The sequence below is a fragment of the Dyella sp. SG609 genome (genome assembly GCF_012275375.1).
Lineage (GTDB): Bacteria > Pseudomonadota > Gammaproteobacteria > Xanthomonadales > Rhodanobacteraceae > Dyella_D > Dyella_D marensis.
In genome coordinates this window covers 339,155-355,518 of sequence record NZ_JAAZQJ010000005.1, presented here as the reverse complement: position 1 = coordinate 355,518, position 16,364 = coordinate 339,155, and the positions used below count along the sequence as shown (strand labels likewise).

Annotated in this window: 21 protein-coding genes and 1 tRNA gene; 7 read left to right on the top strand and 15 right to left on the bottom strand. The window is 67.4% G+C overall.

Features of this window, described 5'->3' with window-relative positions; translation table 11 throughout:
• Nucleotides 1-48: 48 nt before the first annotated feature.
• The 7 genes from nudC to FHW85_RS12130 form a co-directional block, all read right to left on the bottom strand.
• The gene (gene nudC / locus FHW85_RS12160; RefSeq protein ID WP_168648387.1) at nucleotides 49-1,041 is read right to left on the bottom strand and encodes an NAD(+) diphosphatase; all 993 of its coding nucleotides are present in this window, start codon (nucleotides 1,039-1,041) and stop codon (nucleotides 49-51) included.
• A 13-nt stretch (nucleotides 1,042-1,054) separates the two neighbouring features.
• Nucleotides 1,055-1,432: an iron-sulfur cluster insertion protein ErpA gene (erpA, locus tag FHW85_RS12155; protein WP_167253220.1), complete on the bottom strand. Its 378-nt coding sequence runs from the start codon at nucleotides 1,430-1,432 to the stop codon at nucleotides 1,055-1,057.
• A 58-nt stretch (nucleotides 1,433-1,490) separates the two neighbouring features.
• Nucleotides 1,491-1,919 (bottom strand): polymer-forming cytoskeletal protein, encoded by a 429-nt coding sequence (locus FHW85_RS12150; protein ID WP_167253222.1) that lies wholly within the window; start codon nucleotides 1,917-1,919, stop codon nucleotides 1,491-1,493.
• Complete coding sequence (locus FHW85_RS12145; protein ID WP_167253224.1) at nucleotides 1,906-2,655, bottom strand: DUF6776 family protein; 750 nt, start codon at nucleotides 2,653-2,655, stop codon at nucleotides 1,906-1,908. Before FHW85_RS12145 ends, FHW85_RS12150 begins: the two co-directional genes overlap by 14 nt.
• 133 nt (nucleotides 2,656-2,788) lie before the next feature.
• A complete protein-coding gene (gene bfr / locus FHW85_RS12140; protein ID WP_167253226.1) occupies nucleotides 2,789-3,259 on the bottom strand; it encodes a bacterioferritin in 471 nt (156 codons plus the stop codon).
• 138 nt (nucleotides 3,260-3,397) lie between these two features.
• A complete protein-coding gene (locus FHW85_RS12135; RefSeq protein WP_167253227.1) occupies nucleotides 3,398-3,595 on the bottom strand; it encodes a (2Fe-2S)-binding protein in 198 nt (65 codons plus the stop codon).
• Between the two features lie 66 nt (nucleotides 3,596-3,661).
• Nucleotides 3,662-4,216: an RNA pyrophosphohydrolase gene (locus tag FHW85_RS12130; RefSeq protein WP_168648386.1), complete on the bottom strand. Its 555-nt coding sequence runs from the start codon at nucleotides 4,214-4,216 to the stop codon at nucleotides 3,662-3,664.
• A gap of 190 nt (nucleotides 4,217-4,406) precedes the next feature.
• Here FHW85_RS12130 and FHW85_RS12125 point away from each other — a divergent pair.
• From FHW85_RS12125 to FHW85_RS12110, 4 genes are all read left to right on the top strand, one after another.
• Nucleotides 4,407-4,483: transfer RNA gene (locus tag FHW85_RS12125), tRNA-Met, on the top strand.
• Nucleotides 4,484-4,737: 254 nt separating this feature from the next.
• The gene (locus FHW85_RS12120) at nucleotides 4,738-5,412 is read left to right on the top strand and encodes a hypothetical protein (protein WP_167253231.1); all 675 of its coding nucleotides are present in this window, start codon (nucleotides 4,738-4,740) and stop codon (nucleotides 5,410-5,412) included.
• A 72-nt stretch (nucleotides 5,413-5,484) separates the two neighbouring features.
• Complete coding sequence (locus FHW85_RS12115) at nucleotides 5,485-6,210, top strand: DUF6683 family protein (protein ID WP_168648385.1); 726 nt, start codon at nucleotides 5,485-5,487, stop codon at nucleotides 6,208-6,210.
• 122 nt (nucleotides 6,211-6,332) lie between these two features.
• Complete coding sequence (locus FHW85_RS12110; protein WP_168648384.1) at nucleotides 6,333-6,890, top strand: GNAT family N-acetyltransferase; 558 nt, start codon at nucleotides 6,333-6,335, stop codon at nucleotides 6,888-6,890.
• On the opposite strand, the gene FHW85_RS12105 is transcribed toward FHW85_RS12110, so the two are convergent.
• Nucleotides 6,891-7,550: a hypothetical protein gene (locus FHW85_RS12105; protein WP_168648383.1), complete on the bottom strand. Its 660-nt coding sequence runs from the start codon at nucleotides 7,548-7,550 to the stop codon at nucleotides 6,891-6,893.
• An 18-nt stretch (nucleotides 7,551-7,568) separates the two neighbouring features.
• A complete protein-coding gene (locus tag FHW85_RS12100) occupies nucleotides 7,569-7,814 on the bottom strand; it encodes a hypothetical protein (RefSeq protein WP_168648382.1) in 246 nt (81 codons plus the stop codon).
• A 179-nt stretch (nucleotides 7,815-7,993) separates the two neighbouring features.
• Between FHW85_RS12100 and sctU the strand changes: the two genes are divergently transcribed.
• Complete coding sequence (gene sctU / locus FHW85_RS12095; protein WP_168648381.1) at nucleotides 7,994-9,067, top strand: type III secretion system export apparatus subunit SctU; 1,074 nt, start codon at nucleotides 7,994-7,996, stop codon at nucleotides 9,065-9,067.
• Nucleotides 9,068-9,070: 3 nt separating this feature from the next.
• Here sctU and sctT read toward each other — a convergent pair whose 3' ends face one another.
• From sctT to FHW85_RS12065, 6 genes are read right to left on the bottom strand one after another with little or no spacing between them, the layout of a single operon-like run.
• The gene (sctT, locus tag FHW85_RS12090; protein WP_168648380.1) at nucleotides 9,071-9,868 is read right to left on the bottom strand and encodes a type III secretion system export apparatus subunit SctT; all 798 of its coding nucleotides are present in this window, start codon (nucleotides 9,866-9,868) and stop codon (nucleotides 9,071-9,073) included.
• A 7-nt stretch (nucleotides 9,869-9,875) separates the two neighbouring features.
• Nucleotides 9,876-10,142 (bottom strand): type III secretion system export apparatus subunit SctS, encoded by a 267-nt coding sequence (sctS, locus tag FHW85_RS12085; protein WP_167253244.1) that lies wholly within the window; start codon nucleotides 10,140-10,142, stop codon nucleotides 9,876-9,878.
• Between the two features lie 9 nt (nucleotides 10,143-10,151).
• Nucleotides 10,152-10,817: a type III secretion system export apparatus subunit SctR gene (gene sctR / locus FHW85_RS12080; protein WP_167253246.1), complete on the bottom strand. Its 666-nt coding sequence runs from the start codon at nucleotides 10,815-10,817 to the stop codon at nucleotides 10,152-10,154.
• Between the two features lie 2 nt (nucleotides 10,818-10,819).
• Nucleotides 10,820-11,791 (bottom strand): FliM/FliN family flagellar motor switch protein, encoded by a 972-nt coding sequence (locus FHW85_RS12075; RefSeq protein WP_168648379.1) that lies wholly within the window; start codon nucleotides 11,789-11,791, stop codon nucleotides 10,820-10,822.
• Nucleotides 11,792-11,793: 2 nt separating this feature from the next.
• Entirely contained in the window at nucleotides 11,794-12,393 is a 600-nt protein-coding gene (locus FHW85_RS12070) for a response regulator (protein ID WP_167253250.1), read from the bottom strand.
• Nucleotides 12,390-13,484 carry an ATP-binding protein gene (locus tag FHW85_RS12065; protein ID WP_167253252.1) on the bottom strand — a complete coding sequence of 365 codons (1,095 nt, stop codon included), beginning with the start codon at nucleotides 13,482-13,484 and terminating at the stop codon, nucleotides 12,390-12,392. Before FHW85_RS12065 ends, FHW85_RS12070 begins: the two co-directional genes overlap by 4 nt.
• A gap of 102 nt (nucleotides 13,485-13,586) precedes the next feature.
• On the opposite strand from FHW85_RS12065, the gene fliO reads away from it, so the two are divergent.
• Nucleotides 13,587-13,919: a flagellar biosynthetic protein FliO gene (gene fliO, locus FHW85_RS12060; RefSeq protein WP_167253254.1), complete on the top strand. Its 333-nt coding sequence runs from the start codon at nucleotides 13,587-13,589 to the stop codon at nucleotides 13,917-13,919.
• Nucleotides 13,920-14,274: 355 nt separating this feature from the next.
• Complete coding sequence (gene sctV, locus FHW85_RS12055) at nucleotides 14,275-16,347, top strand: type III secretion system export apparatus subunit SctV (protein ID WP_168648378.1); 2,073 nt, start codon at nucleotides 14,275-14,277, stop codon at nucleotides 16,345-16,347.
• Nucleotides 16,348-16,364 lie beyond the last annotated feature (17 nt).

The window sequence follows — 16,364 nt, the reverse complement described above, 5'->3', positions numbered from 1 at the left end:
CGCCTGGCGGGCAGGCCTTTCTTTATACGTCGTTGGTGATGCGCGGCTTCAGCGCGCCGGCGTGGTCCGCGCCGCGTGCGCCTGTTCGACCAGCGTGTCGAGGTCCAGCCCCGCGCGCCACTGCAGCCAATGCGCGAGCAGGTGGTACGACACCGACAGGCGCGGCGACGGCAGGAAGCTGCCGTCGTTGAGGCCGTCCACGATCTGCCGCGGGGTGAACCAGCGGGCGTCTTCGAGTTCGTCGTCGCGCAGGCGGATCGCCGGCGACACTGCCTTGGCCATGAAGCCGACCATCAGCGAGGCCGGCAGCGGCCACGGCTGCGAGGAGTGGTAATGCACCTCGCCCACCACCACGCCGGATTCCTCGGCGACTTCGCGGCGCACCGCGTCTTCCAGCGCCTCGCCGGGTTCGACGAAGCCGGCCAGGGTGGAATAGCGCCCCGGCGGCCAGCCGGCCTGGCGGCCGAGCAGGCAGGCGCCTTCGTGTTCCACCAGCACGATGATCGCCGCGTCGGTGCGCGGGAAGTGCAGGCGGCCGCAGTCGGCGTTGGTGCATTGCGCGCGATGGCCGGAAGCGACCAGCACCAGCGGCGCGCCGCAGCGCGCGCAGTAGCGCGTCTCGCGCTGCCAGTGCGCCAGGCCCTTGGCGTAGGCGAACAGGCCGGCCTCGTCGGCGGGCAGGCGCAGGCCGGCATCGCGCAGGTTGGCGCGGCGGGCGTCGAGCGGGATTTCCAGCGCGGCGGCGCGTTCGGCGTCGTCCAGCGCCAGCACGAAGTGCGGACGGTCGTCGGCGAAGCCGAGCAGGCTGGCGTCGATGTCGCCGAGCAGGCTGGCGCGCTCGGCGGCATCGAGCCAGCGCAGCGCTTCGCCGTCCTTGCGCAGATAGGTTTCGCCCAGGCCGTCCAGCAGCAGGTAGCGCGCTTCGGGCGAGGCGCCCTGTTCGGCCACCCAGGCCAGTTCCTCGCGCCGCTCGGCGACGCGGTCCAGGATCAGGCTGAGGCCGGCGAAGGTGTTGGGCCGCGGCAAGGTCTTGCTGTCCATGCCCGGGAGGCCTTTAGGCGGAGAAGGAGGAGCCGCAGCCGCAGGTGGTCTTGGCGTTGGGATTGCGGATCACGAACTGCGAGCCGCTGAGGTTTTCCGCGTAGTCGATCTCGGCGCCGGTGAGATATTGCAGCGAGAGCGGATCCACCAGCAGGGTGACCCCCTCGCGCTCCAGCGCGAAGTCGTCCTCGGCCTGGGCCTCGTCGAAGGTGAAGCCGTACTGGAAGCCCGAGCAGCCGCCGCCGGTGATGTAGACGCGCAGCTTCAGCGAAGGATTGCCTTCTTCCTGGATCAGCTCGCGCACCTTGTGCGCGGCGGCCTCGGTGAACACCAGCGGTGCGCCGGCGCTGCGGTAGTCGGGAACGGTGGGGAAGGGAACGACGGTATCCATCGCGATCACATGGGGCTGCGGCGGGCGATGCGCAAGGATACCGCGTTTCGGGCCGGCCTCAGGCGGGAACGGGTTCGCCCAGTTCTTCCGGCGACGGCAGCTCGCGCGGGGCCTCGCCGGTGCGGTGCGACATGCGGCCGTTGACCTGGGCGCCAGCGGCCATTTCCAGGGTCTTGTAGTGCACGTCGCCGTGGATGCGCGCCTGCGGCGCCAGTTCCAGGCGCTCCTCGATGTGGATGTCGCCCTGCACCTGGCCGTTGATGATGGCGTGGGGCACGCGGATGTCGCCGTGCACCTGGCCCGATTCGCTCAAGGTGAACACGGCATCCGGGCCTTCGCCCAGCACGGCGCCTTCGATGCGGCCGTCCAGGTGCAGCGCGCCATTGAAGCGCAGGTCGCCCTGGATCACCGTGCCGCGGGCGATCAGGCTGGTGTCGTGGGAGGTGCTGCTGCTGGTGCGCTCGGTGCGCTGCTTACGGTTGAGCATGGGAATCCCCTGGTTTGGTGAGAGTGCCGCCGACGGCATCGGTCCAGGCGACCGTGCGGCTGACCGCATCGTCGCCCGCGGGCTGCGCGCTGACGTACACGCGATTGGGGCGGAAATCCGCCGGCAGCACGATGGTGGCGTGCAGTTCCTGGAAATACTTGAGGCGAAACGGCAGGCCGTCCTTCTGCGCGGTGTCGCCGAGCGCGGCCCAGTCCAGCCGCACCACCTTGTCGCCGCGCAGGCCTTCCACGCTGAGCGTGGCGGTGCCGCTGGTGTCTTCGCCGCGCTTGGCGTTCTGGGTGAGCGAGACGGTGAGGTTCCAGCCCTGGGTGCCTTCGATCGGCTGCACCCGCACGCTCTGGATGCGCAGGCCGCCGCGCTGGGCGTCGCCGCCGACCAGGCGGCCGTAGAAGTCGAGGTCGGCGCGCAGGCCGCTGATTTCCTCTTCGCGCTCGGCCAGCGTGGTGCGCAGCGAGCGGTTGGCGATGTCGTTGACCTGGGCGGCGCGCAGCTGGTTGGTGACCTGCTGCTTGAGGTCGTCGTTCTCCCGGCTCAGCGCCTGCACCTGGCGGTGCTCGCTGGCCGCGGGCGTGCCATGCCCGACCAGCAGGCCGGTGACCAGGGCCACCAGCAGCACGCTGGCGAACCACGCCACGCCCAGCCAGATCCAGCGGCGGCGCTGGCCGGCCATATCGTGCGGTCGCACGACGAAGCGCGGTGGTGGACGTGAAGCCATGCGGGGCCTTCCCGGGAAAAAACACGGTATAGCCGCGGCGTGACAAGAGCGTCAAGGAACGGCCGCACGCTTCGGCGGCCATTCCCTGCATTTCGCGATAATTCCGGGACGTTTATGTCCGGATCGTCACGGATCAGCTGGACATCTTGCTCTGCAGGTAGCGCTCCGCGCCGATGTCCTTGATCAGGCTCTGCTGGGTTTCCAGCCAGTCGATGTGTTCTTCCTCGTCGTGCAGGATGCCCTTGAACATGTCGCGGCTGACGTAGTCGGCGATGCCTTCGCTGTAGGCGATGGCTTCGCGCAGGTCCTTCACCGCGGCCATTTCCAGGTCCAGGTCGCCCTGGATGCATTCGAGCACGTTCTCGCCGATGCGCAGCTTGCCCAGGTGCTGCAGGTTGGGCAGGCCTTCGAGGAACAGGATGCGCTCGATCAGGTGGTCGGCGTGCTTCATTTCCTCGATCGATTCCTTGTACTCGTGCTCGGCGAGTTCGCCGTAGCCCCAGTCCTTGAACATGCGGTAATGCAGGAAGTACTGGTTGATCGCGGTGAGCTCGTTGTAGAGCACCTTGTTGAGGAACTCGATGACCTTGGTGTCGCCCTTCATGGTGTTGTCTCCTGATCGCTGCAGCTGGCGACTATACGGGTCCGTGCCGCGCCATGATGGAACGCAAATAGGAATGCTTCGCTCACACGAAAGCGCCCGCGGCGAACCGCGGGCGCCAACATAGCCGTGGGGACGGTATTAAGCGGTGACGATGGGCAGCTGGAGCAGCACCTGCTCCACCGCCTTGCCGAGCGTGGCGCGCGCTTCCTGCTCGCAGCAGCCGCAGCAATCCGAGCAGCCGGTGCGGGCCTGCAGCTCGGCAAAGGTATGCACGCCATCGGCCGCGGCGCGGCGGATGTCATGGTCGGTAACGGCGTTGCACATGCAGATGTACATGTGGCGTATGGGAACGCAAATGCGAATGATTGTCAACTTACGTGCCCGGATGCCCGGGCCAGGTAGTCAGGCAGCCTGGCAGCCCGGACCGCCGCCCGGCCGCTCGGTCTCTTCCTGCCGGGGCAGGTTGCCGAGCTGGATGCTCAGCAGGGTCTCGACCATGGGCGCGAACTGGCGCAGCGCCCGCTCGTAGACCTGGCGCTTGAAGTTCACCACGTGGTTGGCCGGATACCAGAAATCCACCCAGCGCCAGTGGTCGAACTCGGGTTTCTCACAGCCATCGAGACAGAAGGCCTCTTCGCTGCCGACCAGGCGCAGCAGGAACCACACCTGCTTCTGGCCGATGCACATGGGGCGCTGGTGGTGGCGGATATAGCGGTTGGGCAGCTTGTAGCGCAGCCAGCCGCGGGTCGCGCCGATCACTTCGACGTCGGCGGGGTTCAGGCCGGTTTCCTCGGCCAGCTCGCGGTACATGGCTTCCAGCGGGGTCTCGTCGCTGCGCATGCCGCCCTGGGGGAACTGCCAGCCATCACGATTGACGCGGCGCGCCCAGAACAGGCGGCCGTCTGTATTCAGCAGCACGATGCCCACATTCGGACGGTAGCCATCGACGTCGATCATGTCTTCTCCTAGGTCAGGCGCTTGCCTTGATGCCGGCAACACCTTGTTCCCGCGACCGATTCAACCACAGCCCCGGAAGCACCGGCAAGCGACGCCTGAACCGGAGACTTGAACCCATGGCTAAGGCCGACTAAACTTCCGCGCCCTCGCCCCGGTGCTTCCGCGCCCGCCGGGCGAAAGACCTTACCGTGGCTAGGTAGCTCAGATGGTTAGAGCGCGGCACTCATAATGCTGAGGTCGGCGGTTCGATCCCGCCTCTAGCCACCATTCATTCCTTCGCCGACAGCGGCGAACGGTCAGGAAACCGCGCCAGGCGCGGTTTTTTTGTGCCTGCGATTCCTTGGGCGCGGCACTCATGGGGATATCCCTATCTAGGGTTCGACCTAGCTGGTCGCTGTCCGGTGCCTGCGGATACTTCGCCTACGGCCCGGAGGCGGTCTGCACGGGGCGAGGCCATCGGCGCCGGCAAGGCGCGGCGGAGCGGCCATCCAATCCTTCCCCCTAGATGCAGAGGAATCGCCATGTCGCACGGAATCAGCTTCAACTCGATCGCCAACCCCGTCCTGGACGCCACGGCTACCTCGCTCAGCGGCGGTTCCTCGCTGGTGTTCAACTCGGCGGTGCGCCAGATCGCCCATGAGGCCTTCACCAACGCCATCACGCAGCAGTTCGGCCCCAGCGGCACCCTCGCCAGCGACGCTTTCAATGCCTCGTTCACCGGCGACACCGCGTCGCTCAGCGGCTGGAACGACAGCGCGCTGCCGCAGGCCACCAGCGACGTGATCGCCGCCGCCAACCACCAGGGCCCGAACGGCGCCTACACCGGCGACGCCGACCGCTTCCGCAGCGACCTGCAGGACGCGATGACCAAGGACATCAACAGCATCATCAACAACGAGTCGCTGATGCGCGCGCTGAAGGGCGGTTCCGACAAGGACTCCGACGGCCTCGGCGAAAGCTGGCTGGTGGCGATCGCCAAGGCGATGGGCAAGATGCTCGGCCAGCAGGCGCAGCACCTGGTGGACCTGACCAACCAGATGTCGCAGCACACCGGCAAGGACGATGCGCAGGTATTCCAGCAGCTCAACGCCGAGTTCTCCGCGCAGTCGCAGATGTTCGGCATCCTGTCCAACTCCTTCAGCAACTCGATCAAGACCATCGGCGACGGCCTGACCACGCTGGCGCGCAAGAACTGATCGAACGGCTGCACCGGTTGTTCACACGCGGGGGCTACCATGCCCCCGCGTTGTTTTTCTGGAGCCATGCCCATGAAACGTTCCCCGCTCGCGCTGCTGCTGTTGCTGCTGGCGTGCACCGCGCACGCGCAGTACGACGCCGGCGCCACGGTGGGCATGGGCCAGGGCATGGTGCTCAACAATGCAGTGATCGGCTCCAACGTGATGGGCGACGTGATCCTGAAGCAGGGTCAGGCGGCGCATCGCGGCGGCGCATCCAGCCAGGGCGGCGCCGCGAATCTCGCCGCCCTGCAATTCCAGCCCTCGGCGGACGTGAGCAGGTCGGTGCTCGACCGCATCGCCCGCCAATTCGGCGGCCGCCAGCCGGACAGCTACCGCCAGGCGCTGCTGCGCGAAGGCCTGCTGGCGAAGTTCGATGCGCTGCTGCAGCAGTACGGCTACGACAGCCATAACGTGGCCGACGCATTCACCGCCTACCTGGTGCTGTCGTGGGAAGTGGTGAACAACGGCAGCATCGGCCAGAACCGCGCGGGCATCGATGCCGTCCGCCGCAACATGCAGCAGGCGCTGGCGCGCAATCCGCGCTTCGTCGCCATGCCGGATGCGCAGAAGCAGGAAATGGCCGAGACCTTCGGCTATCTCGCGATGATCGCCTCGTCCACGCGCAGCGCATTGCAGCGTAAGGGCGATCAGATGAGCCTGGCCAGGCTGCAGGAAGGCGTCAACGGTACCGCGCAGAAAATGGGCGTCGATTTGCGCGAGGTCAGACTCACGCCGCAAGGCTTCGTCGCGCTGTGATGCAGCGGCCTGGGGAAATCCCCAGCTAGCCAGCGCCGCCGCCGCGCGTCAGAGTCGCGCAAGCATCGACTTCGGGCACGGCCATGAGCGATACGGCGGAACGGCAGGTCAGGGCGCGGCCCATGGCGCCGGCCGCTGGCGTGGAAATCGCGCGCAGCCGCCGCATTCGCTTGCGCCAGCTGAGCTACGGCGACATTCCCTGGCTTAGCCGTCTATACGCCCAGCCGCAGGTGCGCCAGTTCCAGCTGGACGATTGCCCCACGCGCTTTATCGACGTCGCCGCCCTGGTGGCCTGGGTCAACCAGATCTACGCCAGGCATCGTGGCCTGGGCATCTGGCGCGCCGATTCGATGGGCGGGGAATTTCTCGGCACCTTCTCGCTGATGCCGGTGCAGGCCACCGGCGAAGTCGAAATCGGCGCGCGGCTCACGGCCCAGGCATGGGGGCGCTGGTATGCGATCGAGGGCGGCCGGCTGCTGTGCCGGCAGGCCTTTGCGGTGCTGGGCTTGCCGGCGCTCGCGGCTTACCACCATCCGCAGAACGAAGTGGTCGCACGCGTACTGGAACGCTTGGGCTTCCGTGAAACCGGCGCTTGCGAATACGCGGGCAAAGCGGCGCGCCGTTTCGAACTGGCCGCGGCGGATTGGGGTGTGAGCGAGGCCGCGGCCGCGCAGGCCTGATCACAGCCGATGCACGATCCAGCCCGGCGGCACCGGCGTATCCGGCGCATCGCCGCGCAAGGCGGCGCGCACGACTTCGTCCGGCGTGCTCTGCGGCTTGCGCCAGCGCTGCGCCATGCGGCTCAGGATGTCGCGCGTATCGCGCGTGTAGGTGCCTTCCAGTTCGCCGCCGGCATCGGAGCCGAGCTTGCCGGCGTACAGCTCGCGCAGTTCGGGATTGAGATCGAACAGCGCCAGCAGCTTGCGCACCGCATCGGCGTACAGCGCTTCTTCCAGCATCGGGCGCTGGGTCTGCTGGCAATGCCACACGGTGAGATATTCGATCGGACCGAGCAGGCGGCGGCGCGTGTGCGCATTCATGCCGGCGCCTTCGCCGCTGGAGCCGCCCCAGGCGCTCAAGGGGCCGCTGGGCAGATCCATGCGGCGCGCGGCGGCGGCGAGCAGGTCGGCCACCAGTTGCTTGGCGGCGCTGTCTTCGCTTTCCGCCACGATCAGCAGGATCTTGAGGAACACCGGATACGCCTCGTCGCCGAGCTGGCGCACCACGCGCTTGGCCAGCGCCAGGCGCATCTCGACGGAAGGTTCTTGCTGAAGCGCACCGATCAGCCGCCGCGCGGTTTCCAGCAGCGGTGCGGCAAGCGGTTGCAGCTGGGCGCTCATGCGGGCGCTCGCGCCGGATCAGCCGAGCGGGGCCAGGATGTGGCTGACGACCTGGTCCAGATGCGCACCGCCGCCGGGCAGGGCCGGGGCGCCGCCCAGCAGGCGTTCCGCGGCGCTGCTGCCGGCCCACACGTCCAGGCCCAGCAGCTGGTTGCCGTGGCTTGCCGGCAGGCGCTGCGCCAGGGCCTGGCCCGCCAGCGCGTGCAGGCCGCCGGCCTCGAGGGACGGCGCAAGCGGACGCGGCTGGAGTTCGGAAAGGCTCATGGCACCCGGCGTGGAATCGATGCTTGGCATCAGTCTAGGTCTCGCATGGTGCTGAATCAGCTGGGGTAATCCCTAGGTGGTCGGCAGCGGCCGGCCTGTCCACACTGGCGTCCTGGTCACGGTGAATGCCCAACGCCAGGGCGTAGCATCGGTTGACCGCCACAGGCGCGAGCGGACTCATGGCCGGGCAGAACAAGGACAGCGGTGACCGCACCGAAAAACCCACCCCGAAACGCTTGCGCGACGCCCGCAAGGAAGGCGACGTCCACAAGAGCCGCGAGCTGACCAGCACCGTACTGGTATTGGCCTGGCTGCTGATGGTGATGATGGGCATGCCGCTGATCCGCGCTCGTCTCAGCGGATTGTTCGATACCACCCTGTCCGGCCTCAATCAGCCATTCGGCCAGGCGCTGCATACGGTGGGGCTGGCCACGCTGGAAGCCTTCCTGTGGTTGACCTTGCCCTTCCTGCTCGGCGCGGTGGCGGTGGGCGCGATGGTGGAATTCCTGCAGGTCGGGCCGGTGTTCGCGCCCAGGAAGCTCAAGCCCGACGCCAGCCGCATGAATCCGGCCGAGGGCATCAAGCGGCTGTTCTCGCAGGAGAACCTGGTGGAGGTGATCAAGGCCATCGCCAAGAGCGGCCTGCTGATCGGCCTGTTCGCCTGGGTGCTGTTCGCGCTGATCGGCCAGTTCGCGCAGCTGCCGCAGGCGCCGCCGGAAATGCTGGGCGAGGCGCACTGGGTGGCGGTGAAGCGCCTGGCGACCGGGGTGATCTTCGTTTTCTTCTTCGTGTCGGTGCTGGATGCGTTCTACCAGCGCTACGCGTTCACCAGGAAAATGAAGATGAGCCGCCGCGACATCAAGCAGGAGCTCAAGGACAACGAAGGCGACCCGATGGTGAAAGGCCGCCGCCGCCAGCTGCACCAGGAGTGGGCGCAGCAGAACACCCTGGCCGGCGTGCGCAGCGCCAGCGTGGTGGTCACCAACCCCACCCATCTGGCCATCGCCATCCGCTATCAGCAGGGCGAGGACGACCTGCCGGTGATCGTGGCCAAGGGCGAGGACCACGAAGCCGCGCTGATCCGCCAGGCCGCCGAGGAAGCCGGCGTGCCGATCATGCGCAACGTCACCCTGGCGCGCGGCCTGTACGAGAAAGTGGAAGTGGACGAGTACCTGCCGTCCGATTTCTTCGAAGCCGTGGCCGAGCTGTTGCGCTGGGCCGAGTCGATCCGCGATTCGCGCGACGGCAAATAGCCCTCAAAGAATCGACTGCAGCATCTTCAGCAGTCCGCGGTTCTCGTACAGCTTGCGCATCACTACTTCCACCATCGCGCCCAGCGCCAGCAGCAGCACCCAGGTGGACATCCACGCCTTGATCGGCATCGCCAGCGCGAACACGTTCAACTGCTGCGCATAGCGGTTGACCAGGCCCAGCGCGATATCCACCAGCGACATCACCACCAGGGCCGGCGCCGACAGCACCAGCACGGCCGTCATCAGGTAATTGAACTGGCCGATAAAGAACTCCATGCCGCCGGCCTTCAGCGGCGGCAGCATGCTCGTCACCGGCCACAGCGCATAGCTGGACATCAGCAGGTCCAGGAATACGGTGAACGCGCCGCTGGTCATGAACAGCCAGGTCGCCAGCTGCATCAGGAACACGCTGGTGAGCGTGCTCTGCTGGCCGGCGATCGGGTCCATGTCCATCGACATCGACGAGCCGGCCTTGGTGTCGATCACCGCGCCCGCCGCACCCAGCGCCCAGAACACCATGCCGAAGCAGAAGCCGATCAGCAGCCCGATAAAGACTTCCTTGCCCAGTACGCCGATCCAGTTGGCGCCGGTCATCACCGTCATGCCGGGGCTGGCGGCGGCAGCGAGCGGATAGGCCAGGATCGCCAGGCTCACATAGAAGCTGTTGCGCACCAGCGACGGTACCGTCTCCGCCGTCATCAGCGGCAGCACCAGGAAGGCCGCGACGATGCGCGGCAAAGTCAGCGCCACGCCGGTGAGCTGGTCGCCCAGGTATTGAACGGAAAACGCGTCCCCCGTCATCGCGCGCTCAATGCAGCATGCCGGGGAAGCCGCTGAACAAGCGGTCGGCGAACTTGAACAGGGTGCCGCCGAGCATCGCCGCCGTACCCAGCAGCGCGACGACGACCACCACGAATTTCACCGCGTAGGGGAAGGTCTGTTCCTGGATCTGCGTAGCCGCCTGCAGAAACGCCACCAGCAGGCCGGCGATGGCCGCGGCCAGGATCGGCGGCGCGGACAGCACCAGCACCAGCCACAGGGCTTCGCGGGCGAGCTGGATTTCCTGATCGTACATGCCCGCCTCCTATTGGTAGGTCATCACCAGGCCGTGGATCAGCTTGGCCCAGCCGCTGAGCAGCACGAACAGCAATAACTTGAACGGCAGCGACACCATGGTCGGCGACAGCATCATCATGCCCATCGCCAGCAGGATGTTGGACACCACCAGGTCGATCACCAGGAACGGCAGGAAGATCAGGAAGCCGATCTGGAACGCCTGGGTCAGCTCGCTCACGGTGAACGCGGGCACGATCACCATGTAGTCCTCGTTGGTGAGGTCGGCCTGGCGGTCCGCCGGCAGCAGGCGCTTGGCGCTGGCGAGAAAAAAACCGCGCTCGTTCTCGTTGCTGTGCTTGATCAAAAAGCGCCGCAGCGGCTCCTTGCCCGATTGCACCAGCTGGCCGAGTTTCTCCATGGTCATCGGCCCGGGCGCCTGCGTGCTCATCTGCGTCTGCACGTCGCGGTAGCTGTCGCCGAGCACCGGGTTCATCACGTAGATCGACAGGATGATGGCCAACCCGTTGATCACCACGTTCGGCGGCACCTGCTGCAGCCCCAGCGCGTTGCGCAGCAGGCTCAGCACCACCACGATCTTGGTGAACGAGGTGACCATCACCGCGACGAACGGCGCCATCGCCAGCGCCACCACCATGGTGATGACCAGCGCCGGCGAGAAACTATTGAAATCCATGCTCAGTCCCTTTGCGCAATACGTACGCCCAGCCATTCGCCCAGCCGCACCACGCTGCCTTCGCCGTAGCGCCGTCCGCCGAGCATGATCCCGACGGTGGCGCCGACCAGCACACCGTCCACCTGCAGCACGCTGCCGGCGCGCAGGGCTCCCAGGTCGTCGAGGCTCATGTTCAGCCGCGTCAGCAGGAACAGCGGGCGCGCGGAGTCGTTGCCCACGGCCATCAGCGGGCGCTGCACGATCTGCCACTCGCCCTGGCGCCGCTGCACCGCCCAGCCTTCGGGCAGGCCGAAAACGTGGCGTGCGCTTTCGTCGTCCGGCTGCAGCCGCGCTTCGCAGTCCGCCTCGTGGCCGACGACCAGCACGTCGCCGGGCGCGAGTGCGGCCGCGGCGGCGGCATCGAGTGCGTGCCCCGGCACCACCAGGCGCAGTGAGAGAGATGCAATGTCGCCGATCAGCGCGGGCGTAGACGGGTCCTGCCGCCACTCGCTGCGTGCCGCCAGCGCGCGCACGTCGGTTTCGGCCAGGCCGACCCAGCCGCCGACGGTGCCGCCGTCGTGCTCCTGCCACAGCAGCTTGAGCCACAGCTTGTCGCGCTCGCCGCCGATCGGCAGGAAGGCCGCCGGCAGCGCGTCCTGGCCGAGCAGCGCACCCAGCGCACCGACCAGCGCTTCGTGCGAGAGCGACCAGGCGAGCAGGCGAGCCTCGCCGTCGTAGTCCTGCCAGCGCGCATCGCCAAGCGGGCTTTCGCCGCGCTCCTGCTCCAGGGCCAGCCAGCACGAGCCATGCGCATGATCGAGCCGCACGCAGGCCAGGCCGGCGGCGTGGCGCTGGCCGCGTCCGGCCTGCACGGTGAGCACGCCGATGGCGTCGGCATAAGCCAATACGTTGCCGCGCGACAGCAATGCGCGGGCCGCGGCGAGCAAGCCGTCGCCGGGCGGGGGAATGGCCGGTACGGCCTCCATGGCGACCATGCTCAAGCCTGGCCCAGCACGGCGCGCGTCAGTTCGACCACGTTGTGCGCACCGAGCTTGGCCATCAGGTTGGCGCGGTGCAGTTCCACGGTCTTGGGGCTGATCTTCAGATCGTCCGCGATCACTTTATTGAGTTTCCCGCTCATGATGCCGTCCAGTACCTGCCGCTCGCGCCGGGTCAGGTTCGCCAGCGCGCCGGAAGCCGCCTGCGGCGCGTGCGCCGACAGCGCGGACTGGATCGCCTCGATCAATAGCGGCGCGTCGAACGGCTTCTCGATGAAATTGGCCGCGCCATGGCGCATCGCATCCACCGCCAGCGGCACGTCGCCGTGGCCGGTAACGAAGATCAGCGGCAGCGCCAGGCCGCGGTGGGCCAGCTCGCTCTGCAGTTCCAGCCCGCTCATGCCGGGCATGCGGATATCGCTGACCACGCAGCTGCGCGCCGGCGGCGGCGTGCGCGCGATCTCCTTCAGCAGGGCCTCCGCGCTGGAAAACGCCTGCACCTCGAAGCCGGTCTGCTCCAGGATCCAGACACAGGAATCGCGGAACTCCTGGTGGTCGTCCACCAGGTAGATGCGGGTGCCGTGGTTGGCCGATGTCATGCAGCGTTCCCTCGTGGCACGGTGAACGCCATGGCGCAGCCGCCGCGCCCTTCCGGGTTCGGTTCGGCGAACAGGCGTCCCTCGTGGTATTCGACGATCGAGCGGCAGATGGCCAGGCCGATCCCCAGCCCGTCGGGCTTGGTGGTGTACAGCGGCGTGAACAGCCGTTGCATGTCGGCGGCGCCGAGGCCGCAGCCCTGGTCGACCACGCGGATCTCCACCATGCCGTCGTAGTCCACCCGCGCGGTGACGCGGATGCCGCGCCGCGCCGGCGGTGTCTCGCGCATGGCTTCGATCGCGTTCTTGATCAGGTTGAGCAGCACCTGCTCGATCATCACGCGGTCGGCGAAGATCGGCGGCAGGTCCGCCGGCAGCGCGTCGACGATGGCGACCTGGAACTGCTCAGCCTCCAGCCGCAGCAGCTCGATCACGCCGTGCACCAGCGCATGCGCATCCAGGTTCTGCCGGTGCGGTTCGCGGCTGCGCACGAACTCGCGGATGCTGCCGATGATCTGCGCGGCGCGTTCGGCCTGGCGCTTGGCCAGGCGGATGCCCTGCAGCAGATGGCCCGACCCCTGCGTCTCGCCCGCCAGCTGTTCGCAGCCGTTCAAGTAGTTCACCGCCGCGGCCAGCGGCTGGTTGAGTTCATGCGCCAGCGTGGTCGCCATCTCGCCCACGCTCATCATGCGCGAGGTGGACAACAGCTGTTCGTGCTGCGCCTGGTGGCGGCGCAGCAGGTCGATGCACTCGCTGATATTGGTGATGAACAGCGCCTCGGCCGGCGCGGCGACGGTCGGCTGGCCGTTGTCGATGCGATACCAGCGTCGCGTCTGCGCGGCGTAGTAGATCGGCTTGCCGCCCTGGCCGCTGGTGCTTTCGAACGCTGCGTCGAAGTGTGCGCGCGCCGGTGCGCGCTCGAACTGGGGGAACTCGTCGCGGAAAGCCGCGTTGCAGGCCAGTGCGTTGCCGTCGTGGCGGTCGAACACGATGCACGGCCACGGCACCGCGTCGATCCATGCATATCCCTGCGCTGCGTCGGCGGTCGCGTTCCGTGCGGGCGTCGGCTTGCGGTGAATCCGGGTCACAGGCATCGTGACGATCCTTGATCGATCAGGTGTGCCGCGCTTTCGTCCCCCATGACGAACGACACAGTGGCCAGGTCGGTTGGTTTTTTTTGGAATGGGAATAATGCCATGAAGAGATTACTTCGCAACGTCATGGCCGGATTAACTTGGCCATCCGTCGCATTTGCAACCGATTCACCCGAAGGCGGCAGCCTCTGGCTAGGCCTTTTATTACCGCTGATTGCAGTATGCGCGGCCTTGCTTGCATGGCTGTGGTGGCTGCGCAAGGGCCAGGCGTTACGTGGTCCCGGCGGTCCGTTGAAAGTGGTTCAGGCCGTTGCCGTAGGCGCCCGCGAGCGCGTGGTGGTGGTGGATGCGGCGGAGCGCCGCCTGGTGCTTGGCGTCACGGCGCAGCGCGTGGAACTGATCGCCGAATTACGGCGTGATGACAATGCGAAATAGCGTGATCAATATCACGCTGAAAGCGTGAATCGGAAAATACTTTCGATTATATGCCCCGTGTGAATTTCATTTTCACGAAGGTGAATCATAAAACCTAGGGTTTTCCCTAGGTACCGATTTTCAGGGGCGCTGTGTAGGTTGCCACTTCACCGAGCGCCGACAGGGGGCGTAAGGCTGAAGTGGATCGCGCCGCAAGAGCGCGGCGGCATCGGCAACGGCAGTGGGAGAGGGCGTTTCCATTCGCTCAATGGACGAGTGTGTCCGCTTGCCGGAGTCGTGTGCGTGGTCAGCGTGGCGAGGCCAATCAGGTTGCCAGCACAGCGGGTCGTCGCCGGCCGCGCCGCAGCGGTGCGCCATGGCGCTTGAAGCGATCCTCTCGCGGCTGGCGCCCGGCGCCGGCGGCTCGCGCAGCTACAGCGACCTGGTGCTGGTCGCGGGTGTGGTGGCGATCATCGGTTTGATGATCCTGCCGCTGCCGATGATGGCCATCGACGCCCTGGTGGCGCTCAACATGCTCATCGGCGTCGGCCTGCTGCTGATCGCCATCTATATCCCGGCGCCCGTCGCGTTCTCCAGCTTCCCCAGCGTGCTGCTGCTCACCACGCTGTTCCGCCTGGCGCTGTCGATCGCCATCACGCGCTCGATCCTGCTCAATGCCGACGGCGGCCACATCATCGACACCTTCGGCAACATGGTGGTCGGCGGCAACCTGATCGTGGGCCTGGTGGTGTTCCTCATCATCACGGTGGTGCAGTTCATCGTGGTGGCCAAGGGCGCCGAGCGCGTGGCCGAAGTGGCGGCCCGCTTCTCGCTGGACGCCATGCCCGGCAAGCAGCTGTCGATCGACTCGGACCTGCGCTCGGGCCTGCTCGAGAAAGACGAGGCGCGCCGCCGCCGGCGTCTGCTCGAAATCGAAAGCCAGCTGCACGGTTCGCTCGATGGCGCCATGAAGTTCGTCAAGGGCGACGCCATCGCCGGCATCGTGATCATCGTGATCAACCTGCTGGGCGGCCTGGGCGTGGGCGTGATGATGCACGGCATGGGCCTGGGCGAGGCCGTGCACACGTACAGCGTGCTGACCATCGGCGACGGCCTGGTCGCGCAGATCCCGGCCCTGCTGGCTTCCATCTCCGCCGGCCTGATCGTCACCCGCACCGCGGGCGACGAGGAGGACCGCAACCTCGGCGCGATCATCGCGCGGCAGATCTCCGGCGAGCCGCGGGTGACCATGATCATCGGCTGCATCGCGCTGGGCATGATGCTGGTGCCGGGCTTCCCGGTGCTGGTGTTCCTGCCGCTGGGCCTGATCCTGGTCGGCATCGCTTCCTGGCGCATGCGCGAGCGCGTGGGCTTCCTGCGCCGCCTGTTCAAGGTGCCGGAGAGCCAGGCCGAGCTGCTGCCGCCGGACGTGGCCGACAGCGACGTGCTGCTGCCCTCGGCGCCGCTGTTGCTGGAAGTGCACATGTCGGCGCTGCAGGCGCTGGGCAGCAACCAGGTGCGCAGCGTGCTGCGCCAGGTGGTCGGCGGCCTGCGCGAAGACTACGGCGTGCCGCTGCCGAAACCCGCGCTGCGTGCCGGCCTGAATCTGCCGGAGCAGGGCTACGCGCTGTATGCCTACGGCGTACGCATCGCCCACGGTGCGCTGCGTCCGGGCCAGCTGTTCCTCCCCGGCCGTGCCGCGCTGCCGCCGGCGGCGGCAGCGGACAACGGCGCGCTGGCCCCGGCGGAAGGCGTGAACGGTTTCCCCGGCCGCTGGCTGCCGCGCGACGGCGCGCGCCAGGCCAAGGCGCTGGAAGCGCCGCAGGTGCTGCACGAGCACATCCGCCTGTCGCTGGAGCGGCATCTGTCGCTGTTCGTCGGCATCCAGGAAACCTCCAATCTCTCCAATGGCCTGAGCCGCGACTACCCGGACCTGGTGCGCGAAATGCTGCGCGTGGTGTCGCCGCAGCGCGTGGCCGAGGTGCTCAAGCGCCTGGTCGAGGAACGCGTGCCGATCCGCCAGCTGCGCGACGTGTTCGAGGCGATCACCGACGCCGCCAGCCGCGAGAAGGACATCGTGCTGGTGGCCGAATACGTGCGCATGGCGCTGCGCCGCCACCTCAGCTACCGCTACGCCGACGACAACCACGTGCTGCGCGTGCTGGTGGCGCGCCCGGAGCTGGAAGAACGCCTGCGCCGCTCGGTGCACACCGGCCCGGCCGGCACCCAGCTGGCGGTGGAGCCGGATCTCGCCGCGCGCCTGCTGGCGCAGATCGGCGAGCACGCGCGCGGCGAACACGGCACGGCGATGGTGCTGCTCAGCTCGATGGACGTGCGCCGCCACCTGCGCAAGCTCACCGAGGCGGAGTACGCCGACATCCCGGTGCTTTCTTATCAGGAGCTGGTACCCGACCTGCGTCTGGTGCCGGTGGGACAACTGGCCGTCTGACGGCCGCGACATTGAAC